Consider the following 22,522-nt stretch of genomic DNA (forward strand, 5'->3'; position numbering starts at 1 on the left):
AATGACGGCTATAGCTAAAGCATCTAAACTTTTATTCAAAGATTTAGTCGATATGCTGACTTAAAAAAAGTGCGATCGCTATTTTAGCGATCGCTTAAAAAATTGGAAGAATCTGCTAGAGTGAAAAAGGAAGTAAAAAGAGAGGCTCGATCAGCGATTTAACCAATCTGAAAATTGATAAACAAACAGCTTAAAAATGTAAGTTGGGCCGTGAGTAAAAACATATAGATCACGGCTCGTTTTTTGAAAATTGTGAGAATTAAACCGATCGCTTTGAGATCGATCGTGGGGCCAAAAACGAGAAATGATAACAGCGACCCACCCGTAAAGGTGGAGGCAAAGGACAGCGCAAAAAACGAGTCTACCGTCGAACAGATCGAAACGATCGCCGCCAAAATCATCATCGCCACAATCGAGCTTACAGGTCCCTGTCCCAAATTGAGAATAATATCGCGAGGAACCCAGACCTGAATGATCGCAGCGATCGCACTGCCCATGATGAGGATGGCTCCTAACTCCCGCATTTCGGCAAGAGTATTATCTAAAAGGAGATTTAGGCGATCGGGCAAAGATTTGGTTACGACTTGATTACTAGCAGCAACATAACTCGCCAAATCTAGGGACTGACTGCGATCTTCACCTAAGAAAAATGTTCCCACAGGCACAGCTCCCACCTTCACTTTCGGAGATGGCAACGCGATCGCAATATTGGGTTGTAGGATGGCTCGCAGATCTTTTTGGGTACTAAATACCATCGAAACAATTGTAGCGATCGCGAAAGATAACACAATGCGAAGTACCGCAATTTCAGGCTGATCGCGAAAAGCCGTCCAAGTCGACCAAATCACCACAGGATTGATCGTGGGAGCCGCTAACAAAAAGCTGACCGCAACGGAGATCGGTGCGCCCTGAGAAATCAGCCGCCGCGCCACGGGCACATTGCCGCATTCGCATACAGGAAACATAAATCCTAAGGCGCTACCCGCTAATGCACCTAAAAATGGATTTTTGGGCAGAATTGCAATTAGTTTGCGCTCATCGACAAATATTAATAAAGCTCCAGATAACAAAACCCCCATCAACAAAAATGGCATGGCCTCAACAAGGAGACTCAAAAACAAAGTAAAGGCGCTGAGAATTTGGTTCATAGTTGCGCAGATTCCTAGTCCCAGATCTAAAACCTGCGGCGCACGCGCAGCGTGCGCCGCAGGTTTTAGGGTTTTATATTTAACTAAGCCCACTTAACTTAATAGGCTAATTTTAAGCTTATTAATTATAGGTGTTTTAGCGGCTTCACTATGCTACTTTCGCAAGCTCCTAAAACTACACATTGTGGTTCAAATCTAAGTGCTGCATAGATCCTATCTATAATTTAAGGACATATTAATGGGCAAATCCCCCTAGAGTTTAGAATTTTTGGGAACTCTTCTCGTAAAATGTAATGTTAATGCAGTTAAACTTAGCTTTGCTGCAATGGGTGACGGGACTAAACCATGTACTAATCATGACTAATGCTTAATAGGATGCTTAATAGGACAGCCGCTATGACCGCACAAGATCCGCAATTACCCGCCCCAAAAATCCCCAATGCTTCTAAAATCAACCCACCGAAGCTGGAAGATTATCGGATTCCTGTGTCTCCAGGGTATGCATTGCCTGAAGATCGATATGTCATGTCTGCGCCTGAACTGGGGGGAGAATCAGCAATTTTGGCTGAGTTTGATGCGGCGGCGCGTTCCGATCAATTTTCGATCGCTTTGCAAAAGCTGATTCGTTGTCGGGATAATGTACTGCCCGCCTTACTAGAGCGTCTTGATAGTGATGAGGTTGCTATTTCTAAAAAAGCAGCGATCGCCTTAGGATATTTGCGATCGCCACAGGCGATCGCGCCCCTGATCGCCGCCACCAAAAATCCCCATCGGCAAATACATTGGCAAGCTGCCGCGGCGCTGAGTTGGATTGGTAGTAACGAGGCGATTAGTGCCTTGATCCAGTTGCTACGTCACCCCTCCATTCAAGTTCAAGCCGCCGTAGCAAAGGCTCTCGGTCGCGCCAGTTTACCTGCGGTATCCCCCCTCGTGGAGGCTTTAAAACATAGTGATGATATGGTTAAAGTCCATGCCGCCCATTCCCTCGGACAAATTAGTTCGCCCCTCGCCGTCACTACCCTCATTACCGCACTGGAGCATGGTAGTAAATCGGTTCGTTTTGAGGCAGCTTGGGCGCTCGGACAGATCAAATCACCATTATCCGCCAATTCCCTAGCCAGTTTGCTGACGGACAATGATATTAGCGTTCAATCTCAAGCAGTACAGGCTCTCAAAAATATCGGTGTCCCCGCGATCGCTCCCGTAGCAAGAATGCTCAATAATCATGCTAGCCATACCCGCAGCGTAGCCGCCCGTACCTTAGGGCAAATTGGCATGGAGGAAGTTGTGCCCCTCCTTGCCCAAGTGCTCCGTGATGATGAATACGCCTATGTGCGTTGTGATGCAGCGCTTGCCCTAGGGGAAATTGGTTCCCATGATGCTGTGTTCTATCTTTCTCAAGCCCTTAAGGATCGCGATCGCTCAGTTCGCAGTGCGATTTTGAGAGCCTTAGCACAGATTAATTCTCCCGAAGCACAGGAAGTTTTGCACAATCTAAAGCACAGCGTATCTATCCCCAATTATTCCGTGTCGAATATCAGAGATTTTGGGGACGAATCAGACTTTACCACTATCCAAGGCTAGAAATAGTTACAGCGCTTCGCGCTGCAACTATAGAGAGAGTAACGCCCGCGCAGCGGGCGTTACTCTCTCTATAGTTGCAGTCACTTGAATGAGGACAAACCCCAAGAATTGAGTGGCGGCGCTTCGCGCCGCCACTCAATTCTTGGGGCTTATGTCCTAATATATTTGGCGACAGCTATAGCTCATGATTTCAGTTTTAACTGTTCCACATTCCATAACGCCCCCGATACGCCTGTGCTTCCCGCCAGTGAGGATGGTTGAACGTTCTCAACGCGATCGCGTACCGCAACCAGATAGAGGGGAACCGTTAAATGGATTAAGGGTAGTTGTTCTTGCACTAATTGCTGATATTCAGCATAGATGGCTTTCCGTTTAACCTCATCAAGTTCCTGTGCGCCTTGAATCATGAGACTATGGATTTTCTTTTCCCAATCCGCCACTTCCCTTCCCTCAAAAGGCTTCTCATCACCTACAGGACCTTTGTTAAACATATGCGAATCCCCATCGGTTGCCCAAAGATTAATCGCACTATTTGGTTCCGCACCCCCTGTAAAGCCCAGTAGAGTGGCATCCCATTGTTTCGAGTTATCCAATTTATCGGTAATAATCCGAAAGTCAACGGGATTAAAATCAATTTTCATGCCGATCTTTTCTAGATCGCTTTTAATTTGCGCTCCTAATAATACGCGACCGCCCGCAGGAGCCATCAGCGTAAATCGAACGGGATTATTTTGAGGATCTAGCAATTGTGGTGCGGAATTGCTATCATTGCTCTTGCCATCATTGCTGTATTTATATCCAGCTTGCAAGAGAATTTCCTTGGATTTTTCGGGCTGATAATCGTAAACCTTAAGCCCTTTTTCGGGCGGCAAAAAATAGGGACTAGGAATAGATATCGGTGAATTTTGGGTTTGAGCTAGCCCGCGTGATAGGTTGGTAATCATGGCTTCACGGTTGAGGGCATAGGCGACAGCCCGCCGAAAGTTCACATCATTGAACCACTTAGATTTAATGGGATCGACAAAAGGCTCGTTGGTTTTTGGATTTTTTCCTTTATTCAAGTTGAACATGATAAATGCTTGCCCTGTTGCGGGACCAGCATTGTAGATTTTGTAGTTATCACGTTTTTCAAAACGTTTGAGCAATTGGAAATCTTCCCCCCGCAAGCGATACATATCTAACTCCCGCGAGCGAAACCTGAGTAGCGCCGTATCGGGAGATTCCACAATCTGCATTACAAATTTTTCGATATTGGGAGTTCCCTTTTTCCAATAGTAAGGATTGGGTTTGTAGATGATGCGTTCGGAAGGACGATATTCTTGGATAATATAAGCGCCACTGCCCACCAGTTGATTAACGGGCGTATTGAGAGTCCATGTTTCTAAGAACTTTAGTTTTTTACTATTCGGATTTTCAATGAGGGTGGGCGCAAACACATGTTTGGGTAAAATGCCAATCCCGCCAATGGTGCGGAGAGCTGGGGCGAAGGATTCACTCAGCAAAAAGGAAACTCGGCGATCGTCAAGTTTTTCCACTTTGGGTAGGGTTCCCGATTGCCCCACGCGCAATACATCTCTGCTACCAGAGGGAATCTTTTCATTAAAGAGAATATCTTGATAGGTAAATAGAACATCATCAACGGTTAAAGGCTCACCATCTGACCATTTCAGGTTCGGGCGCAGAGTAAAGATAAGTTGCTTGCCATCCTGTTGAAATTCCCATTTTTCGGCTAGTTCTGGTTCGACTTCTGAAGTGATTTGATTCTCAGAGATTAGTCCAGTGAGGGTGTAGCCAATGGCGATCGCACTATAGGCATCATTGTACAAAACGGGATTAAAGGTTTTGATATCACTATCAAGGGGAACTACCAACCGATTTTTGAGCGCTTCTGGTTCGATCGCACAACCCCAAAGTAACAGCGAACACATACTAATTAATAGTAGTACTAGAACTGCTTTCCATGGTTTAACTTTGGTTTGTTTTTGACTTCTTCTCACGATCGCTCTTGCCCTCTATTTCTTAAACTCTTTAATTCAGATATTTCTTATACCAATTCACGAAAGTGTGACAATACTTTTGTGAATTAAACACCAAACCCAGTAAGGTTTTGAGATTCTCAAAATGGCAACGCCATTTTGGGAATTGGTATTAATCCTTTGGGATTTAATTATTAAGTATAGCTATAGTCGTTAGGACAAAGCCAAAGTGCAATAGAGAGTTGAGCCGCAAAGCGGCTCAACTCTCTATTGCACCAGCAAAACTACAGCATGAACGGCGATCGCCTCTTTTTGACCGATCGCATCCATGCCCTCATTGGTGGTTGCCTTGACGCTAACGCAGTCGATCGGTAAATTCATGGCTTGGGATAGGCGATCGCGCATCGCCTTAATATGGGGCTTGAGCTTTGGGGCTTCTGCAATTACCATGGCATCTAAGTTATTCACCCGCCAGCCCTGCGCCCCAATCAGTTCCTGAACCTGTTGTAATAACATAATGCTATCGGCTCCCGCCCATTGCGGATCGGAGGGGGGAAAATAATGTCCAATATCCCCAAGGGCAAGCGCTCCCAACATGGCATCCATGATCGCATGGGTCAATACATCGGCATCGCTATGTCCCAACAACCCTTTTTCGTAAGGAATTTCGACCCCTCCAAGGATCAAACGGCGATCGCTAACGAGTCGATGCAGGTCATAACCATTACCAATGCGGATATTCATAAATAATTTATTTGGCTTACTAACTACAATCTTAAACCTATTTTTAAACCTATTTTTAACGTGAGTTCGGGATACTTTGCAACGAGCTTGGAGAGAGGGTTTGCTACGCAAACCCTTTCTCCAAGCCCAAAAGTAAAAGCTTTGCTATGCAAAGCTTTTACTTTTGGGCTTTTAAAATTTGCCAACTTAACCCGAAATGACGTTATTTTTGACGTTATTTTTGACGTTATTTTTATGGTTGTCGTCGCTTATCCTCCCCAGAAGAGGACAAGAAGAGAACCAGAAGAGAAGCGTCGAGATCTAAAAGACCAGTGGCGGCGTGAAACGCCGCCACTGGTCTTTTGGGGTTTATGTCCTAGACAAAAATTTCATTACGAGATTGCGAGATTGAGGAATTATTTAAGGTTCCCAGTTTTGACAAATCACCAATATGCCCTATTCTCAATTAGTTTTATAGCTGCCATAATCTAGCTTAGTTTCAAATTACCCTTATGAGCCATCGCCTGCCAAGCAATAAGACTACAGACAAACCCTTTGCAATCTCCAATTTGTGTCACACCCTAGATGGTTGCGTATTAGTTGTCGATGACAATCCCACAAATTTGAGCGTACTGGTCAATTTATTGCGGGATGTAGGATTGCGGGTATTAGTCGCAACTGATGGCGAAAGTGCGATCGAACAGATTGACTATATTAAGCCCGACCTGATTTTGTTAGATGTCATGATGCCTGGTATTGACGGGTTTGAGACTTGCAATCGACTGAAAACGAATCCTGAGACTGCCAAAATTCCGATCGTGTTTATGACAGCTCTTTCGGAAACAGTAGATAAAGTACGGGGGTTATCCTTGGGGGCTGTGGACTATGTAACTAAGCCCTTTGAACATGAAGAGGTTTTAGTAAGGATTCGCACCCATTTAACGATCGCGAAGCAACAGCAAATGATCGAGATCCAAAATCTAGAGCTACAGGCGGAGATCGCCGAACGCAAACGCGCCCAAGACGCTTTAACAATTTTTCTCCATGCTGTTTCCCATGACCTGCGCAATCCAGTCACAGGTCTGCTAATGGTATTGAATAATTTGGCTAAGACTACAGATTCTACCGAAGCAAATATTCCATTGCCCCGAACTACCCTAGAGCGAATGCGCCAAAGTGGCGATCGCCAGTTAGCCCTAATTAATTCATTACTAGAGTCCCATGTAAATGATGTGCATGGAATGTCAATTCATCCAGAACCAGTGGCGATCGCCACAATTATTCAAGCAGCCGTTGCCGATCTGCAACCACTGTTAGAGCAGGAAGATGCTGAGGTAATCTTACAGATTCCGCAGGACTTGCCCTTGGCTTTAGTCGATCCATCGCATACCTGTAGGGTTTTTCAAAACTTACTGGCTAATGCCATTAAACATAATCCACCTAGCCTTAAGCTGACTATTTCCGTGGAAATATCTTTTAATTCTATATATGAGGGGATTGAATATAGCGTTCTATCCCCTCATATGCTTTGTACGGTTGCTGATAATGGGGTGGGGATGACTAGTGAACAAAGCAAAAATCTTTTCGATCTCTATACTCAAGGTAAAACCCAGAATAAATTGCATCGGCGATCGCTCAGTCTAGGGTTAGGGCTGTATATTTGCCGCCAGATCGTGCAAGCTCATGGTGGTGCGATCGGTGTAATCGGCGAACCAAATGTGGGTTCTCGTTTTTGGTTTACCTTACCGATAAATAGTTAATGCCAATTCCCAAAATGGCAACGCCATTTTGGGAATTGGTATTAGTTAGTGGAGGGGTGGAAGTGCTCGTAAATATGTTGGGCTAATTTTTTGCCAATTCCTTCTGTTTCTGCGATCTGCTCGACGGTGGCTTGGCGAATATATTCAACGGAATGAAACTTCTCCAGCAATACTTTCTGGCGATGATGTCCTAAACCTGTAATCTGATCGAGATGTGATCGCTGCATCCTCTGGGTACGTTTTTTGCGGTGAAATGTAATCGCAAAGCGGTGAGCCTCATCGCGCAATCTTCGTAACACCTGTACCCCAGCCCGTTCTGGATCGCCGCCAATCAATGGCTCCGACTGTTCGGGTAAGAAGATCTCTTCCCGTTTTTTGGCAAGGCTAATGACCGTAAGGCGATCGCGTAACCCTAATTTATCAATGATTTTCATCACCGATGAAAGCTGTCCTTTTCCGCCATCAATCATGACGACATCGGGTAAATCATCTTCTGGGGAATTGGGAATTGGGGAATTGGGAATTGGGGAATTGGGAATTGGGGATTGGTAATTGGCGTGATTTTTAAATCTTCGGGCGATAACTTCTGCCAGACTGGCGAAGTCGTCGGAATGCCCCGTTTGAATATCGGGATTGCGGATTTTGTAGTGACGATAATGCTGTTTGGCGGGAATGCCGTCAATAAATACCACTTGACTCGCTACGGCATCCGAGCCTTGAATGTGGGAAATATCATAGCCTTCAATCCGATGGGGAAGACTATCTAGATTGAGAATTTCCGCAAGGTCTTCTAATCCTTGTAAATTGCGATCGCTTTGTTTTTGGATTCGGGCTAATTCATATTGGGCATTGCGTTCTACCATCTCGATGAGTTCGGCTTTAAGCTGGCGTTGGGGGGTGGCGATCGCCACTTTACGCCCCTTGCGATCGCTCAGCCATGACTGCAAGATTTCGACTTCGGGAAGTTCCAATTGGGTATGGACTTCATTGGGAATTTCTACGGAATCACAATTTTGATAGTGAGCCTCTAAAGTCCGTTGCAAGATCGCTTCGGGGGTATCACTCTGACTATCCGCGACAAAAGCCAAACGTCCCACTAAGCGTCCAGCCCTAATCTGAAAAAGCTGGATGCAGGTATGTTGAGCGTCGTAGGCAAGGGCGATCGCATCGCGGGAAACCGTATCATCGGGCAGCGATACTTTCTGATCGGCTCCTAAATTTTTCAACACTTGAATGCGATCGCGGAGATCGGCAGCCTTCTCAAATTCCAAATCTGCGGCAGCAGTTTCCATCTTTGCGGTAAAGGATTCGACCAACTCACTCGACCGCCCCTGAAAGATCATCGCCACTCGCATGACGATCTTCTGATAATCCGCTGGTGAAATCTTTTCCTGACATACTCCAGGACATAAGCCCATGTCATAGTTCAGGCAAGGACGATCCTTAAACATGGGCACAGGTCTTTGCCGTAAGGGAAAAGCGCGTTTGATAATTCCTAAAGTACGTTTGAGATTAAATACATCCACGTAGGGACCATAGTACTTATCCTTTGTGCCGCCCATCCTCCGTTTGCGCGTAATAAAAATGCGTGGATAATCTTCCGACCAAGTGATACAAACGTAAGGATATTTCTTATCGTCTTTGAGAAGAACGTTGTAATAGGGTTGATATTGCTTAATTAGATTGGCTTCGAGGGCAAGGGCTTCGGCTTCGGAGTCAGTAACAATAAATTCGATTTCATGTACTAACTGCACCATCATAGCGATGCGCGGCGATAAGTCCTGACTACTGCGAAAATACGATCGCACTCGATTACGGAGGGCTTTGGATTTGCCAATATAGATCACCCCATCTTGGCGATCGCGCATAAAATAAACCCCTGCTTCCAAAGGGATTTCCTTTAATCGCGCCTGTAGTTTTTCAGGATTTTGCAATAGTGGATCAGTCATAAATCCAATCATATCAAATCCTTATATCGCTGTCGCCATTCGTTTACCTAATACCAATTCACGAAAGTGTGACAACACTTTTGTGAATTAAAAACTAAACCTAGTAAGGGTTTTTAAGTTAAGAAATGGCTACGCCATTTCTTAACTTGGTAATAAGAAGAGAAAGCGGCGCGAAGCGCCGCCTTCTCTTCTTGGGTTTTAATTATGATGATTAGGCGATCGCCAAAATTACTAACTAAAAGTCAGGCTAGCTTCAGGCTAATTTTGGACAAGCAGATGCTGCCAAGCTTGCTGTTGGGCATTGGTGCGCTAAGCATGGCTGCGTAAAGGCTTCATCCAGTTCTGGATCGGTGGGCATTTGTCCAAAGATCATTTTGCAACTGAGGTCTTCAAAGTTGGGGGTCATGGTGAGTGGAATTCCAAACTTCTCGGTAAAAAATACTTGCGTGGGTACTTTACACATATTGACGCACATGCCCACACAGCCACTATCAACCAGATAGCGACATTTTTTAATATGAACTGCCGATGGTTGCGATCGCAGGGTTCCATCTTCCAAATTGATCTCGGCTTCAATAACCTCGCAGGGACCAACTAACCACTCAAACATTTGCGCCGCAAACCATGCATTGAGAACACATACAAGCCTTGTCGGAGAGAAAAAAGTACGGATTGCCCAGAGCGCTGGCGCAGGTACTAAAGATTGCAAGACTTTAGCAACTAGGAGCTGCTGTTCTTGGGCATTACGTCCCTGCATAATTTGTTTTGATAGCTCGACAAAACCCTCGTAGCCCCCTATTTTCGTCCCTTTGCCTAAAGCTTCTGACATTTTCCGAGAAAACAGCCAGATAAACATGCGATCTATAAAATTGTCATTGTATTCATCTCTGACAATGGTTTGTAGGGCTTTAGGCTGCATAGATTCAGTTAAATCAGACTACCAATATTTGCTGTAACGATTTTAACTGAATTTGCAATCATATGGATCCTATGAATGGTGTGAATGGTGGAGCTAGTCCTATCTCAAACGTCTTATGACTTAGCGATCGCTTGATAGAGCAATGGGGATAGATTAAATCTCCTTAAGCATTCAAATTATGCCAAGGGGTTAGAGCGATCGCTTAAACTTCTTGGGGATTAATCACCAACACGCGCACTTTAGAACTAGTTGTGGCAATGTCTTCGTCAACAGGATCGTTTTGATTTTGTTTTAAGTTAAGTTTTAATCCCAGAAATCCCAAGGATTGACAAATAAGTTCGCGGACAATCTCCGAATTCTCACTTAATTCCGACGTAAACACGATTGCATCCATACCACCTAGACTCATCAGCATAGAACCAAGGCAAGATCTCAACCGATGAATGTATATATCTAAGGCTTGTTTTGCTCTAGAGCGCTCTGTATCGATCACAGATGCCACAGATTTTGGATTGTCAGATTTCGTAGAAGTAGTAACTAAACTCGATTCCCTGTCTGCTTCTTGATTGGATGAAGATTGAGGATCATTGTCCTGTCGCATCATCTCATTCAAAACATCAGTATCAATTGAGCCAGAGCTATAGTCGATCATCAAACCTTCTAAAGGGGTAAATCCAGTCGCCGTATCGATAATCTGACCATTATGAATGGCGGCAAGAGAACAACCACTATCCAAATTACAAGTAATCAGTCGTAATTCTCTAATATCTCGCTTTAAGACTTCAGCGGAGCGCTGAGCGCAATAATAGTGAATGCTTTCATTTAGTCCATAATGTCGCTTATCCACTTCTATAGGACTACTAGAGAGGGTAGAGATAGTAGTAGCTAGATTAGCAATAGGAGAAGCAGTTTGAGGTTTATCATCGGTCATGTCATCGTCTTCCTCTAAGAGTGGCTTGACCACAATCTCCTCCCAATCTAAATCAAGCCTTGCACAAATTTCAAAAAATACGTATCGATCAACAGGCTTCCCTGCAAAAAAACGCCAAATCGGCTGCCTTGTTTTGATACCTACTTCCTCGGCAAGATAATCTTGCGTCCAACCTTTATGAGCAAACCGCTTTTTAGCCTGCTTGATACCTGCTGCTGATGCTTTTAATGATCGCTTAGAGATAACAGGAACCCCCTATTCTTAATTTTAGTAATACATATTAATTCTAGCTAAAAGTTAATAGATTCAATGTATATATTTAAAACAAAATCAAACATTTTTGAGCAAATCAAACATTTGTCATTATAGCAACAAAAAAATAGCTAGGACTAATCACAACCCAAAAGGGAAATGGTGATGAGAAGTGCAGCCACCACTTGCCTTTCAGGTCTATGTCCTAAGCAGATATTCCGTTACTACATATAAAAAAGATAGTCATAATATTTTGATTTTTCAAGAGAATTGTTTGATTTTAAAATTAATGTTTGATTTTGACTGACAATCTAAAATTAGTAACTATAAATCAACAAACAAACTGGGATCGACATGGAAGAATTCACCAAGTGACTTCGCTTGCCCTTTACTAATAGTTCTTTTATCGTTAACAACCTCAGAAACCACACCACGAGAGCCAATCACACCTACAAGGTCAGCTTGTCGCAGTCCTCTTTCTTCCATTAAATGTAACAAGATCGAATGAGGTGTTGAAGCCGCTAACTGATAATGTTCATCTTCAAATTTCTCAATCAGTGTTACTAGAAGACGTAGTATCTGTTCTTTCTCTGGAGATAGATTTTCTTCAGCTAGCAGACTTTCTACAATGCTTAAAGCGCGATCGTTTTCTTCTTCTGTAGTAACGCCTTGTATTTGAATGTTGGCTAATGCTCCATTGTTATACATGTTTCTCTAATGCTAACTCAACAAGCCGATCGCATAGTTGCGTAAACGGAATTCCTGAGTACTCCCATAATTTGGGATACATGCTGAGGGATGTGAATCCAGGAAAAGTATTGATTTCATTGATTAATACCGTTCCCGTTGCTTCGACATAGAAAAAGTCAACTCTGGCTAAACCTGAACCAGCCACAGTCTGAAAAGCTTTTACCGCCATTGATTGCACTGCTTGAGTTACATTGTCTGGTAACTTGCTCGGAATAATTAAATCTGCCTTACCTGCGGTGTACTTGGTTTCGTAATCGTAGAAATCACTCGTGAAAGTAATTTCACCGATCGCCGAAGCTTGGGGTTGTTCGTTACCAAGCACCGCACATTCGATCTCGCGAGCCGTTACGCCCTGCTCGATGATGATGCGCGGATCGTAACTGGTCGCCCTAGCGATCGCTTCTTTTAACTGTTGGCGATCGCGTACTTTAGAAATCCCCACCGACGATCCTAGATTAGAAGGCTTCACAAAACAGGGATAGCCAAGAGTCGCCTCGATATGCTCGCTCCATGATTGCTCGTCCTGCTGCCATTGCCAGCGGTTCAGCGCCACATATTTAACCTGAGGCAAGCCCGCATTCGCAAAGATCGCCTTCATCGCAATTTTATCCATGCCCACCGACGAGGCAAGCACGCCATTACCAACATAGGGCTTATGCATCAATTGCAATAGCCCTTGCACTGTTCCATCTTCCCCATTCGGTCCATGCAATACGGGAAACCATAGATCGACTTTTTGCACTTCCGTAGGCAAGAAAAAAGCCGCATCCGTTAATAATTCTGAATCCTGCAAACCTTTGCCAGAATCTAAAACCTGCTGCGATATATCGGGACTGCGCCATGTGCCGTCCCGTTGAATGTAGAAGGGTTGAACCTGATAGCGGGAATTTTGGTTGAGGGCTGAGGCGATCGCTCTTGCCGATGTAATCGATACATCATGTTCGCCCGACTGTCCGCCAAATAACAAGCCGACATAAAGAGGAGACTTTACCGCCAAATCTTGCATACCCGCCATTAGTAAACACCCTCACCAAATTAATCGCAAACTTTTAGTACTGAATACTTTACCTTATTGAGTAGCTATAGCTATAGTCACTTGACTTAGGACAAATCAAACCCCAAGAATTGATTGGCGGCGCTTCGCGCCGCCAATCAATTCTTGGGGTTTATGTCCTAGACTTGGCGACAGCTATAATATCAATTCACCGAAGTGAGACAACACTTCAGTGGATTAAAAACCAAACCCAGTAAGGTTTTGAGATTACCAAAATGGCAACGCCATTTTGGTAATTGGTACAAGACCCTTGCAGATAAAAATGTTCCACCTAGCCAACGTTAACTGAGCAATGTCAGTTCGGGTTAAGTTAGCAAATTTTAAAATCCCAAACGTAAAAGCCTTGCTAAGCAAGGCTTTTACGTTTGGGGTTAGAGAAAGGGTTTGCTACGCAAACCCTTTCTCTAACCCCGTTTCAAATTATCTCGAACTTACTTTTTTTTTAAGCTGCGATCGCCTTTGTTTTAGTACCCAGAGATTCCATTACCAGTTCGGCTAGATCGTTGATAAATATAGGATGACTGTTTAAGGCAGGAACGCGATCGAAATTGTGAATGCCAGCTTCTTCAGCGACTTCTCGATATTCAATGTCAATTTCCTGCAAAGTCTCAATATGTTCCGATACAAAACTAATCGGGACGACCAAAAGATCGTTAATACCGCGCTTAGCCAGATTCTTAATTGCTTCCTCCGTATAGGGTTGCAGCCACTCTACGGGCCCGACACGACTTTGATAGGCGAGGGTGTGGGCATTGTAGCGATGGTAATCACGACGGAGCGCTTTCATGATCCCATCGACACAGTTTTCCATTTCTGACTGATAGGGATCGCCATATTTAGTTACATATTTTACGGGCACACCGTGGGCACTAAAGAAAATATGCACATTCTCAGGTTCAGCAAAACTTTGTAATTTAGCATCAATGAGCTCGTTCATGGCACGAATATAGCCAGCCCGATCGTACCAAGACTTGATCGTAATCTTCTCGATCGCTTGTAGTTCAGGGTCATTCTCCCAGATCTCCTCCAGTTTCTTGATACTCGATCCACTGGTGCTAATGGAATATTGAGGATAGAGCGGCAAGACGACGAGGCGAGTAATGCCGTCTTGCTTGATCTGAGCGATCGCCTCTTCAGTGTAAGGATGCCAGTAGCGCATAGCAACGTAGACTTTGGCATCCACACCGTGACGTTGTAAAACGTTCTCAATGTTTTCACCTTGCTCTCTGGTAATCTGGCGCAGAGGCGAACCACCGCCGATCACGCGGTAATTTTCTTGGCTGATGGGCGCACGACTTGCCGCAATTAGAGAGGCGATCGGCTTTTGCAGAAAGGGGAATGGCAGACGAATGATTTCTGGATCGGCGAAGAGGTTATACAAGAAAAGGTAGACATCTTCTAACTTTTCAGGGCCTCCTAAATTTAACAGTAGTACTCCAACACGACCAGACATAAAACAGTTTCCTAAATTTGATAAATTAATAATTATTAGTTTTAAATAAACTATCGATAGTTAGCGTTAAGGCTCAAAACTGAATAATAACGGAACAATAACTATTGATAAGAAGGCGATACGAGCGGGACATGAACGATATAAATTTCTAAAAGATGGCAAGTTTTTTAGATTTTTTCTGGATTTTTAAGATGGACAAGTTTGTTTAGAGTTGAAATGAGCAAAGCTCAAAGCTAACAAACAATAAAAACAAACGATAAAAATCGCAAATGATGTAAATGATTGTGAATGATATAGATAAAATTTATTAAATAAATTTAAAAATTAAATTTAAAAATTAAATTTAAAATTGGTTTGAAAGCCCAGTCTAAATATTAGGCTAAGCTACATATAAGTATAAGCTTTTATTTTTGGCTACTGGGCTTTAAAGTAGGCTAATAAAAACTATAAATATTCCTCGCATTGCTTATCTAGCCACAGTTTGACGCAGGCTTCAAGTAAATCTATATCCAAAGGCTTTGTCAGATAATCATCACAACCAGAGGCGATCGCTGATTCCTTATCTCCCTTCATCGCATGGGCAGTGACCGCAATGATCGGAATTTTGGCTGTGCGATCGCTTGCCTTGAGTTGTCTTGCCACTTCCCATCCATCGATCTCTGGCAAAGAAAGATCGAGCAAAATGAGATCGGGATGATTTGTTTCTAGCCAATCTAAAGCTGCTTGACCATCTTGGATGCAAGTTACTTGGTAGCCTGAATCTTGAAACACCTGCTCCACCAAAACTTGGTTGTCAGGGGCATCTTCGACCACTAAAATCAGTGGCGAGCGGTTAGGTGCGAGCATAGGTACTGAGCGGTTCTTGAATGAACTTGATATAGAGATGTTTAAAGGTCGATCGCAAAACTCTGGGCATTCCAAAGTCGATCGCCATCATGGTTTCGGGGAGTTTCCAATCAGGACTGCGCAATTGAGCGATCGGATCGCCAATGATGTCAATTGCCTCCAGATCGCTACAAAGTCCCGTGCGAATAGCAGCCGCAACCGTGGGCACATCGAGGGGGTTAACGCCAAGGATCTCCACCATAACGCGATCGAGGGCAAATACATCACAAGAAGCGGCTAAAACACCTAATTCTTTTGGTTCGCCCGTACTAGGACCATTGCCCTCATGTCCGACGATACCGTCTAGAATGGTAAGTTCAGGAGCGATCGCTCTTGCCGTCTCAATCAGCATTTGGGCAAATCTTTCCACATCTTTGCCTGCTTCCATATGCCACCAAGCCTTCATTTTGCCAGGAACGCAACCAAAGAGATTTTTAACGCCAAGGGTGAGGGTGAGTTGCATATGCGATTTAACCTTGGGCAAATTAATCACCACATCCGCATCCATCGCTTCTTTACTGAGACGTAAATGGTGCAGTTCCCCTTCTCCTTCAGTTTCGTAACGTTTACCGTGAAATTCAATAATGGGAAGACCTAGTTCTTCGGCAAGGGGAAATAGACCATTCGCCTTGGCAATTCCCTTCGCACTCCCAAAGGCAGGGCTATCACCTAAAAATGGCTTGCCCCCAGCATCCTGTACCATTTTGGCAACACAATACACTAATTCTGGACGAGTGGTGCATTCCTTGGTAGGACGGGAGCCTGTAAGCAAGTTGGGCTTGAGGAGAACGCGATCGCCTGCTTTGACGATGCTGGACATACCTCCTAGGGGTGCAAGTACTGCTTCTAGCGATCGCATTAGTGACGTAGTTTCATAGCTAGAAGCATGTAAAAGACTGACAGTTGGTTTCATGAATGTTTCTAGAAGGTGAGTAGGTCAGCAAACTACTTAAAAATATAACCTAATACCAAGTTAAGAAATGGTGTAGCCATTTCTTAACTTGAAAAACCTTACTGGGTATGGTTTTTAATTCATAAAAGTGTTGTCATACTTTCGTGAATTGGTATTATAGCTGCCGCCAACTGGATCAGGACATCAAACCCCAAAGAGAGTTGCCGCGCAGAGCGCGGCAACTCTCTTTGGGGTTTTTATTTTGTCCTAACAAAACTGGCAGCAGCTATAGAGTTATTAAAGGGGCGATCGCTAAACTATCGATCTAAAGACGGATTATGGGGGTGCTTCTACAGATCCTAGGCTACTTACGTTAAGATTGGTTAATTAAATCATTCGTTCTTGGCAAGATCGTCTAAGAACAACTCTATCGATGGAGCAGTAGTAGTGAAAAGCAATAATAAAAACGACAATAATAATAAAAAGTGGAAAAATTTTGGTTTATACGCACTGCTAGGCATTGTCGTTATTACCTTGGGGACAACCCTGCTCGATAGTCAACCCGCCGCTCAAGGAGAATGGCGCTATAGCAAGTTACTCGAAGAAGTCCGAAAGAAACCCGCAGGTGTTTCTAGAGTAACCCTCAGTCCCGATCGCACCTTTGCCGAAGCAACTGTTCCTGGAGGACCCGAAGGCAAGCGTAAGGTTCGCGTCAATCTCCCTAACGATCCTGAATTTATTAAAACCCTTAGAGACAACAACGTCGAACTAGATGTTGCTCCCCGTCGCACCGATGGCGCATTGGTGCAAACCCTGAGTAGCTTGATTTTGCCAATTTTGCTTTTAGTCGGACTATTCTTCCTACTACGTCGCGCCCAAGCAGGTCCTGGCAACCAAGCCATGAACTTTGGCAAGTCCCGCGCCCGCGTGCAGATGGAGCCTCAAACCCAAGTCACCTTCACCGATGTGGCTGGTATCGAGCAAGCCAAATTTGAACTTACCGAAGTTGTAGACTTCCTCAAAAATCCCGATCGCTTTACGGCGGTTGGCGCAAAAATTCCTAAGGGAGTATTGCTCGTTGGTCCTCCTGGAACTGGTAAAACCTTACTAGCCCGTGCTGTTGCAGGTGAAGCTGGTGTTCCTTTCTTCAGTATTTCTGGTTCAGAGTTCGTAGAAATGTTCGTCGGGGTCGGTGCATCCCGCGTCCGCGACCTATTCGAGCAAGCCAAAGCCAATGCCCCTTGTATTGTTTTCATCGATGAAATTGATGCCGTCGGTCGTCAGCGTGGTGCTGGGCTCGGTGGTGGTAACGATGAACGCGAACAAACCTTGAACCAATTACTCACCGAAATGGACGGGTTTGAAGGCAATACAGGTATCATCATTGTCGCCGCAACTAATCGCCCCGATGTACTTGATGCTGCACTACTACGTCCAGGTCGTTTCGATCGCCAAGTGGTTGTCGATCGCCCAGACTTCGCAGGTCGTCTCGAAATCCTTGGAGTCCACGCACGTGGCAAGACTCTATCAAAGGATGTCGATCTTGAAAAGATTGCCCGTCGCACTCCCGGATTCACAGGCGCGGATCTTTCTAACCTATTAAATGAAGCCGCAATTCTTGCCGCCCGTCGCAACTTAACCGAAATCTCGATGGATGAAATCAATGATGCCGTTGATCGCGTCTTGGTTGGTCCTGAAAAGAAAGATCGTGTCATGAGCGAAAAGCGCAAAGAATTAGTTGCCTACCATGAAGCAGGGCATGCCCTCGTAGGTGCTTTGATGCCCGACTTTGATGCCATCCAAAAGGTAACCATCATTCCTCGCGGACGCGCTGGTGGTTTGACATGGTTCTTGCCAACTGAAGAGAGAATGCAAAGCCGCGCTTATTTGCAAAATCGAATGGCAGTTGCCCTCGGTGGTCGCATCGCTGAAGAAATCGTCTTTGGTGAAGAGGAAGTGACCACAGGTGCATCCAGCGATCTTCAAGAAGTAGCCTCAGTTGCCCGTCAAATGGTAATGCGTTTCGGTATGAGCGAGAAACTTGGTCCCGTTGCCCTCGGTCGTTCCAATGGCAATATGTTCCTCGGTCGTGACATTGCTGCCGAGCGTGACTTCTCCGAAGAAACCGCCGCAACTATTGATGAGGAAGTGGGAATTTTGGTCAGCGATGCTTACCGTCGCGCCAAACAGCTTCTCGTTGACAATCGTCACGTTCTCGATAAGATTGCCCACGATCTCATCGAACGCGAGACTGTTGATGCTGAAGAGCTGCAACAAATTTTAGAAACCAATGAATTGAAGCTAGCTGCTGCTCTCTAAAGTTTGAAGGTATACCCTAATTTTTCAAAAAATGCAGACATTACAAAGTAATGTCTGCATTTTTGTTTAGATAACGTCAGTTCGGGTTAAGCTGGCAAATTTTGAAAGCCCAAAAGTAAAAGCCTTGCGTAGCAAGGCTTTTACTTTTGGGCTTGGAGAAAGGGTTTGCGTAGCAAAACCTTTCTCCAAGCCAGTTTCAAATTATCCCGAACTCACGTTATGCTAAGTGGCTAGGTATAAGTAAACTTAAAACCTAGAAGAGCGTACCGCCCGCGTAGCGGGCGGTACGCTCTCTGGTTTTGGTTTTGAATTATGCCTAGCTACTTACAACCAACATTGATGTAGGTAAGGGAGAAAAATGGTTTTGCACAGAATCTGAGGCGATCGCTAGTGGTTGGCGGAAAGCACCAAGATAAAATTAGACAAAATCATATCTTGGCAATAAATCATGATGATCTTAGATAAAATCGTTCCTTTTGGGCGTGCAAAAGCGGAATATGAGTTGATGTTTGCGCTTACCGAAAGCGATCGCGCAAAAACGATAATAGGTATCGGTGATGGACCCGCAAGCTTTAATGCGGAGATGACCGCCGCAGGGTATCAAGTCACATCGATCGATCCCATTTATCAATTTACGGGGGCAGAAATTAAAAGCCGCTTTGATGCTTGCATCGATGGCATCATTGAGCAGGTGCGTAACACCCCTAATAATTGGACATGGAATTATCATAAATCTCCTGAAGATTTACGGGCTAATCGGGAAAAAGCGATCGCTTTCTTTCTGGCGGATTTCGAGCGCGGCAAGTCGGAAGGCAGATATCTTAATGCCGAACTCCCAAAACTAGATTTTCGAGACAATCAATTTCAGCTTGCCCTATGCTCGCACTTGCTATTTCTATATTCCGATCACCTCAGCTTTGAATTCCATTTAGACTCGATCCGCGAACTATGTCGCATTGCCGAAGAAGTACGGATTTTTCCATTGTTAACCCTCGCCCAAGCGCGATCGCCTTATATTGATGAAATATGTCCCATCTTAGCCAAAGAAGGTATTAGCTCCGAAATTATTCAAGTAAGCTATGAATTTCAAAAGAATGGAAATCAAGCGATTGTATTTCGACAGTAAAAAGGCTCGCATTGCGAGCCTTTTTACTGTTTTTTGACTATTTATGCGGAACGGGGGACTTGAACCCCCAAGTCTTTCAACACATGTACCTGAAACATGCGCGTCTACCAATTCCGCCAGTTCCGCAACTGGTGTTTTTGCGCCTTTTGTGCCCTGTGATTAACTTTACGTTTAAAGCTGGGCTCTTAGCTAGCGTGTTACAAGCACCTACTTTCTAACTCGCAGTTACTTAGTTTCCTGTAAAGATCGCACAATGTCAATCAGCAAAACTAAAAAAGCCAAAATTACTCAAAATAGTTATTGCTAAAGTGTTAACGCCCAGCCCCAAAGATAAGTGGTGGCGCATTGCGCCACCACTTATACCAATTCCCAAAATGGCAACGCCATTTTGGGAATCTCAAAACCTTACTGGGTTTGGCGTTTAATTCACAAAAGTGTTGTCACACTTTCGTGAATTGGTATTATCTTTGGGGATTGGAGTTATACGATACAATCTACACTAAAGCGATGGGAATACCGCTCTATAGGGCTAGCGATTTTGTCAATAATCTTGTATCTTAGATTTGTAGCCAAGAAGACTGAACTCAAACAAGAAATAAAAATATGACACTGCGTTTAGGCGATACCGTACCCGATTTTACTCAAGACTCCACCGAAGGCAATATTAACTTTCATGAGTGGATCGGCGATAGCTGGGCAATTTTGTTCTCTCACCCCAAAGACTTTACCCCAGTTTGCACTACTGAGTTAGGCACTGTGGCTAAACTAAAAGGCGAATTTGATAAGCGTAATATCAAAGCTATTGCCTTGAGCGTTGATGGCGTTGAATCCCATAAAGGCTGGGTAGGTGACATTGAGGAAACTCAAAATACAACCCTTAATTATCCGATTATTGCTGATGAAGATCGCAAAGTTTCAGACCTCTATGGCATGATTCATCCTAATTCGGCAACTGGTAATACCCTAACGGTGCGATCGGTTTTTATCATCGATCCCAACAAAAAACTTCGTCTTACCTTGACCTATCCTGCTAGCACGGGTCGTAATTTTGATGAAATTTTACGTGTAGTCGATTCCTTGCAACTGACCGATAACTACAGTGTTGCCACACCTGCAAACTGGAAAGATGGTGATGATGTGATTATCGTTCCTTCTGTTTCCGATGAAGCCGCTAAAGAGAAATTCCCTAAAGGTTTCAATCCTGTTAAGCCCTACTTGCGCCTGACTCCTCAGCCTAACAAGTAAACCTATATAGCGCTTTTCAAGCAAGCGAGGTACAGAGTTTTTTGTCCCCGCCTTCGGCGAGGACAAAAAACTGACAAATTCTCAAAGCTCAAAAGTAAAAGCCTTGCTAGGCAAGGCTTTTACTTTTGAGCTTTGAGAAAGGGTTTGCATAGCAAACCCTTTCTCAAAGCCAGTTTCAAATTATCCCGAACTCACGTTATACCAATTCCAAAAATGGCAACGCCATTTTTGGAATCTCAAAACCTTACGGGGTTTGTTTTTTAATTCACTGAAGTGAGACAACACTTCTGTGAATTGGTATTACTTAAGTAGTTCGGCATAATTAAAAATCAAAACCAAAGAGCATACCGCCCGCACAGCGGGCGGTATGCTCTTCTAGATTTTAAGTTTACTTATGCCTAGCTACTTAATAAAGATATTGAAGATAATAAAGACAAACTTAAATTCAAGAAAGAAAAGCTAGCATTTAAAGCCATTCTCTTTCTTTATATTCCGATCGCTTTAACGGTTCCCATAAAAAAAGATAAAGCAGGCTTAGCCTGCTTTATCTTTTTTTAATGTTTACCAGCTTTCGTCTTCGACAGCCGTTTTATCCCAAATTTCTAAATCTAGCTCTTCTAGATAAATAATTCCACTTTGGATCTGTTGAGTTGTTCCAGTTAGTTCTAGAGTGAACCAGCCGTCATCTTCTGGGTTTTCGCCAAGGAGAGCAGCAATAATGGTCACAATTAGCCCATGTTCACATGAGAGGCGGGAGATAATAGGTTCTCCGAAGCAACTTCTCGGAACGCGCATAGCGATGCGTGTTGTCGTTCGTCGCTTTTCCTCTGTATTTACAGTAGCTCTGGAATCGATGCATTCCGCCGCTAGCATTGAAATATCTCCAGTGCAAATGTCTTAATGTTTTGACATTTATTATCATAGCTAAAGTTTTAAAGGACTGGAAGTGACTTAGGTCACTAAATTTATAAAGAGATCTGAGTAGCTGCGCCTAATTAAAGAATAACGTTAAAACCTGTAGCACTTACTGAGATTAGGTTACAGATTTTTTGGTCTTATATTTAATTGCGCCTAGTTACTTATCTAGTTACTTATCAAGGGCTATATGGGTTTGTATATCTGGATAAAAAAGTATAAATTTACACCTCAGACGATAACTATGAATAGTAATACAGCTTACGATCGCATTTATGAAATTGTACGAAAGATTCCTAGAGGTCAGGTGGCGACCTACGGGCAGATTGCCGAATTATCTAATTTGGCAGGAAAAGCGCGTTTAGTCGGCTATGCCTTATTCCGAGTGCAAAATGCCGATGTTCCTTGGCAGCGGGTCATAAATGCGAAGGGAGAGATATCCCTATCGCCTTTGCGGATGGGGACGGACTACTTACAGCGATCGCTCCTTGAAAGTGAGGGAATTATTTTTAGCGATACTGGCAAAATCGATCTGCGAAAATATCAATGGCGACCCCAACCCTAAAAAGATGCCCGTTCTAAGCAACGCAAAGCATTGTAATTCCTGTTTTGCGTTTGGAATTTGTCCTAACATGATAGGC

18 protein-coding genes and 1 tRNA gene are annotated in these 22,522 nt (G+C 44.0%); 6 read left to right on the top strand and 13 right to left on the bottom strand.

All coding sequences use genetic code 11. The features are described from left to right. Window positions 1-158: 158 nt before the first annotated feature. The gene (locus PseudUWO310_RS12035) at window positions 159-1,148 is read right to left on the bottom strand and encodes a permease (RefSeq protein ID WP_009626626.1); all 990 of its coding nucleotides are present in this window, start codon (window positions 1,146-1,148) and stop codon (window positions 159-161) included. Between the two features lie 396 nt (window positions 1,149-1,544). Between PseudUWO310_RS12035 and PseudUWO310_RS12040 the strand changes: the two genes are divergently transcribed. Continuing rightward, window positions 1,545-2,732, top strand: a complete 1,188-nt coding sequence (locus tag PseudUWO310_RS12040) for a HEAT repeat domain-containing protein (RefSeq protein WP_142601546.1) — start codon at window positions 1,545-1,547, stop codon at window positions 2,730-2,732. A 182-nt stretch (window positions 2,733-2,914) separates the two neighbouring features. On the opposite strand, the gene PseudUWO310_RS12045 is transcribed toward PseudUWO310_RS12040, so the two are convergent. Together PseudUWO310_RS12045 and ispF are read right to left on the bottom strand one after the other, a co-directional pair. Further along, window positions 2,915-4,660, bottom strand: a complete 1,746-nt coding sequence (locus PseudUWO310_RS12045; RefSeq protein ID WP_223805639.1) for an ABC transporter substrate-binding protein — start codon at window positions 4,658-4,660, stop codon at window positions 2,915-2,917. A 315-nt stretch (window positions 4,661-4,975) separates the two neighbouring features. Further along, on the bottom strand, window positions 4,976-5,452 hold the full coding sequence (gene ispF, locus PseudUWO310_RS12050; protein ID WP_009626623.1) for a 2-C-methyl-D-erythritol 2,4-cyclodiphosphate synthase: 477 nt from the start codon (window positions 5,450-5,452) through the stop codon (window positions 4,976-4,978). 491 nt (window positions 5,453-5,943) lie between these two features. Here ispF and PseudUWO310_RS12055 point away from each other — a divergent pair, with 491 nt between their 5' ends. Beyond that, entirely contained in the window at window positions 5,944-7,191 is a 1,248-nt protein-coding gene (locus tag PseudUWO310_RS12055) for a hybrid sensor histidine kinase/response regulator (RefSeq protein ID WP_142601551.1), read from the top strand. A gap of 41 nt (window positions 7,192-7,232) precedes the next feature. On the opposite strand, the gene uvrC is transcribed toward PseudUWO310_RS12055, so the two are convergent. From uvrC to PseudUWO310_RS12095, 8 genes are all read right to left on the bottom strand, one after another. After that, a complete protein-coding gene (gene uvrC, locus PseudUWO310_RS12060) occupies window positions 7,233-9,140 on the bottom strand; it encodes an excinuclease ABC subunit UvrC (RefSeq protein ID WP_263363429.1) in 1,908 nt (635 codons plus the stop codon). A gap of 253 nt (window positions 9,141-9,393) precedes the next feature. Next, window positions 9,394-10,059, bottom strand: a complete 666-nt coding sequence (locus PseudUWO310_RS12065) for a DUF4033 domain-containing protein (RefSeq protein WP_142601556.1) — start codon at window positions 10,057-10,059, stop codon at window positions 9,394-9,396. 202 nt (window positions 10,060-10,261) lie between these two features. Beyond that, window positions 10,262-11,023, bottom strand: coding sequence for an acetate/propionate family kinase (locus PseudUWO310_RS12070; protein WP_142601558.1), 762 nt, complete (start codon window positions 11,021-11,023; stop codon window positions 10,262-10,264). A gap of 543 nt (window positions 11,024-11,566) precedes the next feature. After that, window positions 11,567-11,950, bottom strand: coding sequence for a type II toxin-antitoxin system HigA family antitoxin (locus PseudUWO310_RS12075; protein WP_142601561.1), 384 nt, complete (start codon window positions 11,948-11,950; stop codon window positions 11,567-11,569). Further along, window positions 11,943-13,007, bottom strand: a complete 1,065-nt coding sequence (locus PseudUWO310_RS12080) for a D-alanine--D-alanine ligase family protein (RefSeq protein ID WP_142601563.1) — start codon at window positions 13,005-13,007, stop codon at window positions 11,943-11,945. The genes PseudUWO310_RS12075 and PseudUWO310_RS12080 overlap by 8 nt, the downstream gene beginning before the upstream one ends. A 481-nt stretch (window positions 13,008-13,488) precedes the next feature. Then, a complete protein-coding gene (hemH, locus tag PseudUWO310_RS12085) occupies window positions 13,489-14,499 on the bottom strand; it encodes a ferrochelatase (RefSeq protein ID WP_142601565.1) in 1,011 nt (336 codons plus the stop codon). A gap of 444 nt (window positions 14,500-14,943) precedes the next feature. Continuing rightward, window positions 14,944-15,345 carry a response regulator gene (locus PseudUWO310_RS12090; protein ID WP_142601567.1) on the bottom strand — a complete coding sequence of 134 codons (402 nt, stop codon included), beginning with the start codon at window positions 15,343-15,345 and terminating at the stop codon, window positions 14,944-14,946. Continuing rightward, window positions 15,332-16,297, bottom strand: coding sequence for a DUF362 domain-containing protein (locus PseudUWO310_RS12095; RefSeq protein WP_142601569.1), 966 nt, complete (start codon window positions 16,295-16,297; stop codon window positions 15,332-15,334). The genes PseudUWO310_RS12090 and PseudUWO310_RS12095 overlap by 14 nt, the downstream gene beginning before the upstream one ends. Before the next feature lie 426 nt (window positions 16,298-16,723). Between PseudUWO310_RS12095 and ftsH the strand changes: the two genes are divergently transcribed. Together ftsH and PseudUWO310_RS12110 are read left to right on the top strand one after the other, a co-directional pair. Further along, window positions 16,724-18,595, top strand: coding sequence for an ATP-dependent zinc metalloprotease FtsH (gene ftsH / locus PseudUWO310_RS12100; RefSeq protein ID WP_142601572.1), 1,872 nt, complete (start codon window positions 16,724-16,726; stop codon window positions 18,593-18,595). Between the two features lie 448 nt (window positions 18,596-19,043). Continuing rightward, window positions 19,044-19,721, top strand: a complete 678-nt coding sequence (locus PseudUWO310_RS12110) for an SAM-dependent methyltransferase (protein ID WP_142601574.1) — start codon at window positions 19,044-19,046, stop codon at window positions 19,719-19,721. Between the two features lie 44 nt (window positions 19,722-19,765). On the opposite strand, the gene PseudUWO310_RS12115 is transcribed toward PseudUWO310_RS12110, so the two are convergent. Then, window positions 19,766-19,847 (bottom strand) — tRNA-Leu (locus PseudUWO310_RS12115). Between the two features lie 477 nt (window positions 19,848-20,324). Between PseudUWO310_RS12115 and PseudUWO310_RS12120 the strand changes: the two genes are divergently transcribed. Beyond that, window positions 20,325-20,966, top strand: a complete 642-nt coding sequence (locus tag PseudUWO310_RS12120; protein WP_009628741.1) for a peroxiredoxin — start codon at window positions 20,325-20,327, stop codon at window positions 20,964-20,966. A gap of 561 nt (window positions 20,967-21,527) precedes the next feature. Here the strand turns inward: PseudUWO310_RS12120 and PseudUWO310_RS12125 are convergent. Continuing rightward, on the bottom strand, window positions 21,528-21,839 hold the full coding sequence (locus tag PseudUWO310_RS12125) for an NIL domain-containing protein (protein WP_009626569.1): 312 nt from the start codon (window positions 21,837-21,839) through the stop codon (window positions 21,528-21,530). Between the two features lie 286 nt (window positions 21,840-22,125). Here PseudUWO310_RS12125 and PseudUWO310_RS12130 point away from each other — a divergent pair, with 286 nt between their 5' ends. Beyond that, window positions 22,126-22,446 carry an MGMT family protein gene (locus PseudUWO310_RS12130; RefSeq protein ID WP_142601577.1) on the top strand — a complete coding sequence of 107 codons (321 nt, stop codon included), beginning with the start codon at window positions 22,126-22,128 and terminating at the stop codon, window positions 22,444-22,446. Window positions 22,447-22,522: the final 76 nt, after the last annotated feature.

It is taken from the genome of Pseudanabaena sp. UWO310, assembly GCF_006861605.1.
Taxonomy (GTDB): Bacteria; Cyanobacteriota; Cyanobacteriia; order Pseudanabaenales; family Pseudanabaenaceae; genus Pseudanabaena.

What these genes read in the sequence shown, in the direction of transcription:
- PseudUWO310_RS12080 (WP_142601563.1), bottom strand. Translation starts at nt 13,007, where the DNA reads ATGGCGGGTATGCAAGATTTGGCGGTAAAGTCTCCTCTTTATGTCGGC.
- PseudUWO310_RS12090 (WP_142601567.1), bottom strand. Translation starts at nt 15,345, where the DNA reads ATGCTCGCACCTAACCGCTCGCCACTGATTTTAGTGGTCGAAGATGCC.
- PseudUWO310_RS12120 (WP_009628741.1), top strand. Translation starts at nt 20,325, where the DNA reads ATGACACTGCGTTTAGGCGATACCGTACCCGATTTTACTCAAGACTCC.
- PseudUWO310_RS12055 (WP_142601551.1), top strand. Translation starts at nt 5,944, where the DNA reads ATGAGCCATCGCCTGCCAAGCAATAAGACTACAGACAAACCCTTTGCA.
- hemH (WP_142601565.1), bottom strand. Translation starts at nt 14,499, where the DNA reads ATGTCTGGTCGTGTTGGAGTACTACTGTTAAATTTAGGAGGCCCTGAA.
- ispF (WP_009626623.1), bottom strand. Translation starts at nt 5,452, where the DNA reads ATGAATATCCGCATTGGTAATGGTTATGACCTGCATCGACTCGTTAGC.
- PseudUWO310_RS12065 (WP_142601556.1), bottom strand. Translation starts at nt 10,059, where the DNA reads ATGCAGCCTAAAGCCCTACAAACCATTGTCAGAGATGAATACAATGAC.
- PseudUWO310_RS12130 (WP_142601577.1), top strand. Translation starts at nt 22,126, where the DNA reads ATGAATAGTAATACAGCTTACGATCGCATTTATGAAATTGTACGAAAG.
- PseudUWO310_RS12110 (WP_142601574.1), top strand. Translation starts at nt 19,044, where the DNA reads ATGATGATCTTAGATAAAATCGTTCCTTTTGGGCGTGCAAAAGCGGAA.
- uvrC (WP_263363429.1), bottom strand. Translation starts at nt 9,140, where the DNA reads ATGACTGATCCACTATTGCAAAATCCTGAAAAACTACAGGCGCGATTA.
- PseudUWO310_RS12125 (WP_009626569.1), bottom strand. Translation starts at nt 21,839, where the DNA reads ATGCTAGCGGCGGAATGCATCGATTCCAGAGCTACTGTAAATACAGAG.
- PseudUWO310_RS12035 (WP_009626626.1), bottom strand. Translation starts at nt 1,148, where the DNA reads ATGAACCAAATTCTCAGCGCCTTTACTTTGTTTTTGAGTCTCCTTGTT.
- PseudUWO310_RS12045 (WP_223805639.1), bottom strand. Translation starts at nt 4,660, where the DNA reads ATGTGTTCGCTGTTACTTTGGGGTTGTGCGATCGAACCAGAAGCGCTC.
- PseudUWO310_RS12095 (WP_142601569.1), bottom strand. Translation starts at nt 16,297, where the DNA reads ATGAAACCAACTGTCAGTCTTTTACATGCTTCTAGCTATGAAACTACG.
- PseudUWO310_RS12075 (WP_142601561.1), bottom strand. Translation starts at nt 11,950, where the DNA reads ATGTATAACAATGGAGCATTAGCCAACATTCAAATACAAGGCGTTACT.
- PseudUWO310_RS12040 (WP_142601546.1), top strand. Translation starts at nt 1,545, where the DNA reads ATGACCGCACAAGATCCGCAATTACCCGCCCCAAAAATCCCCAATGCT.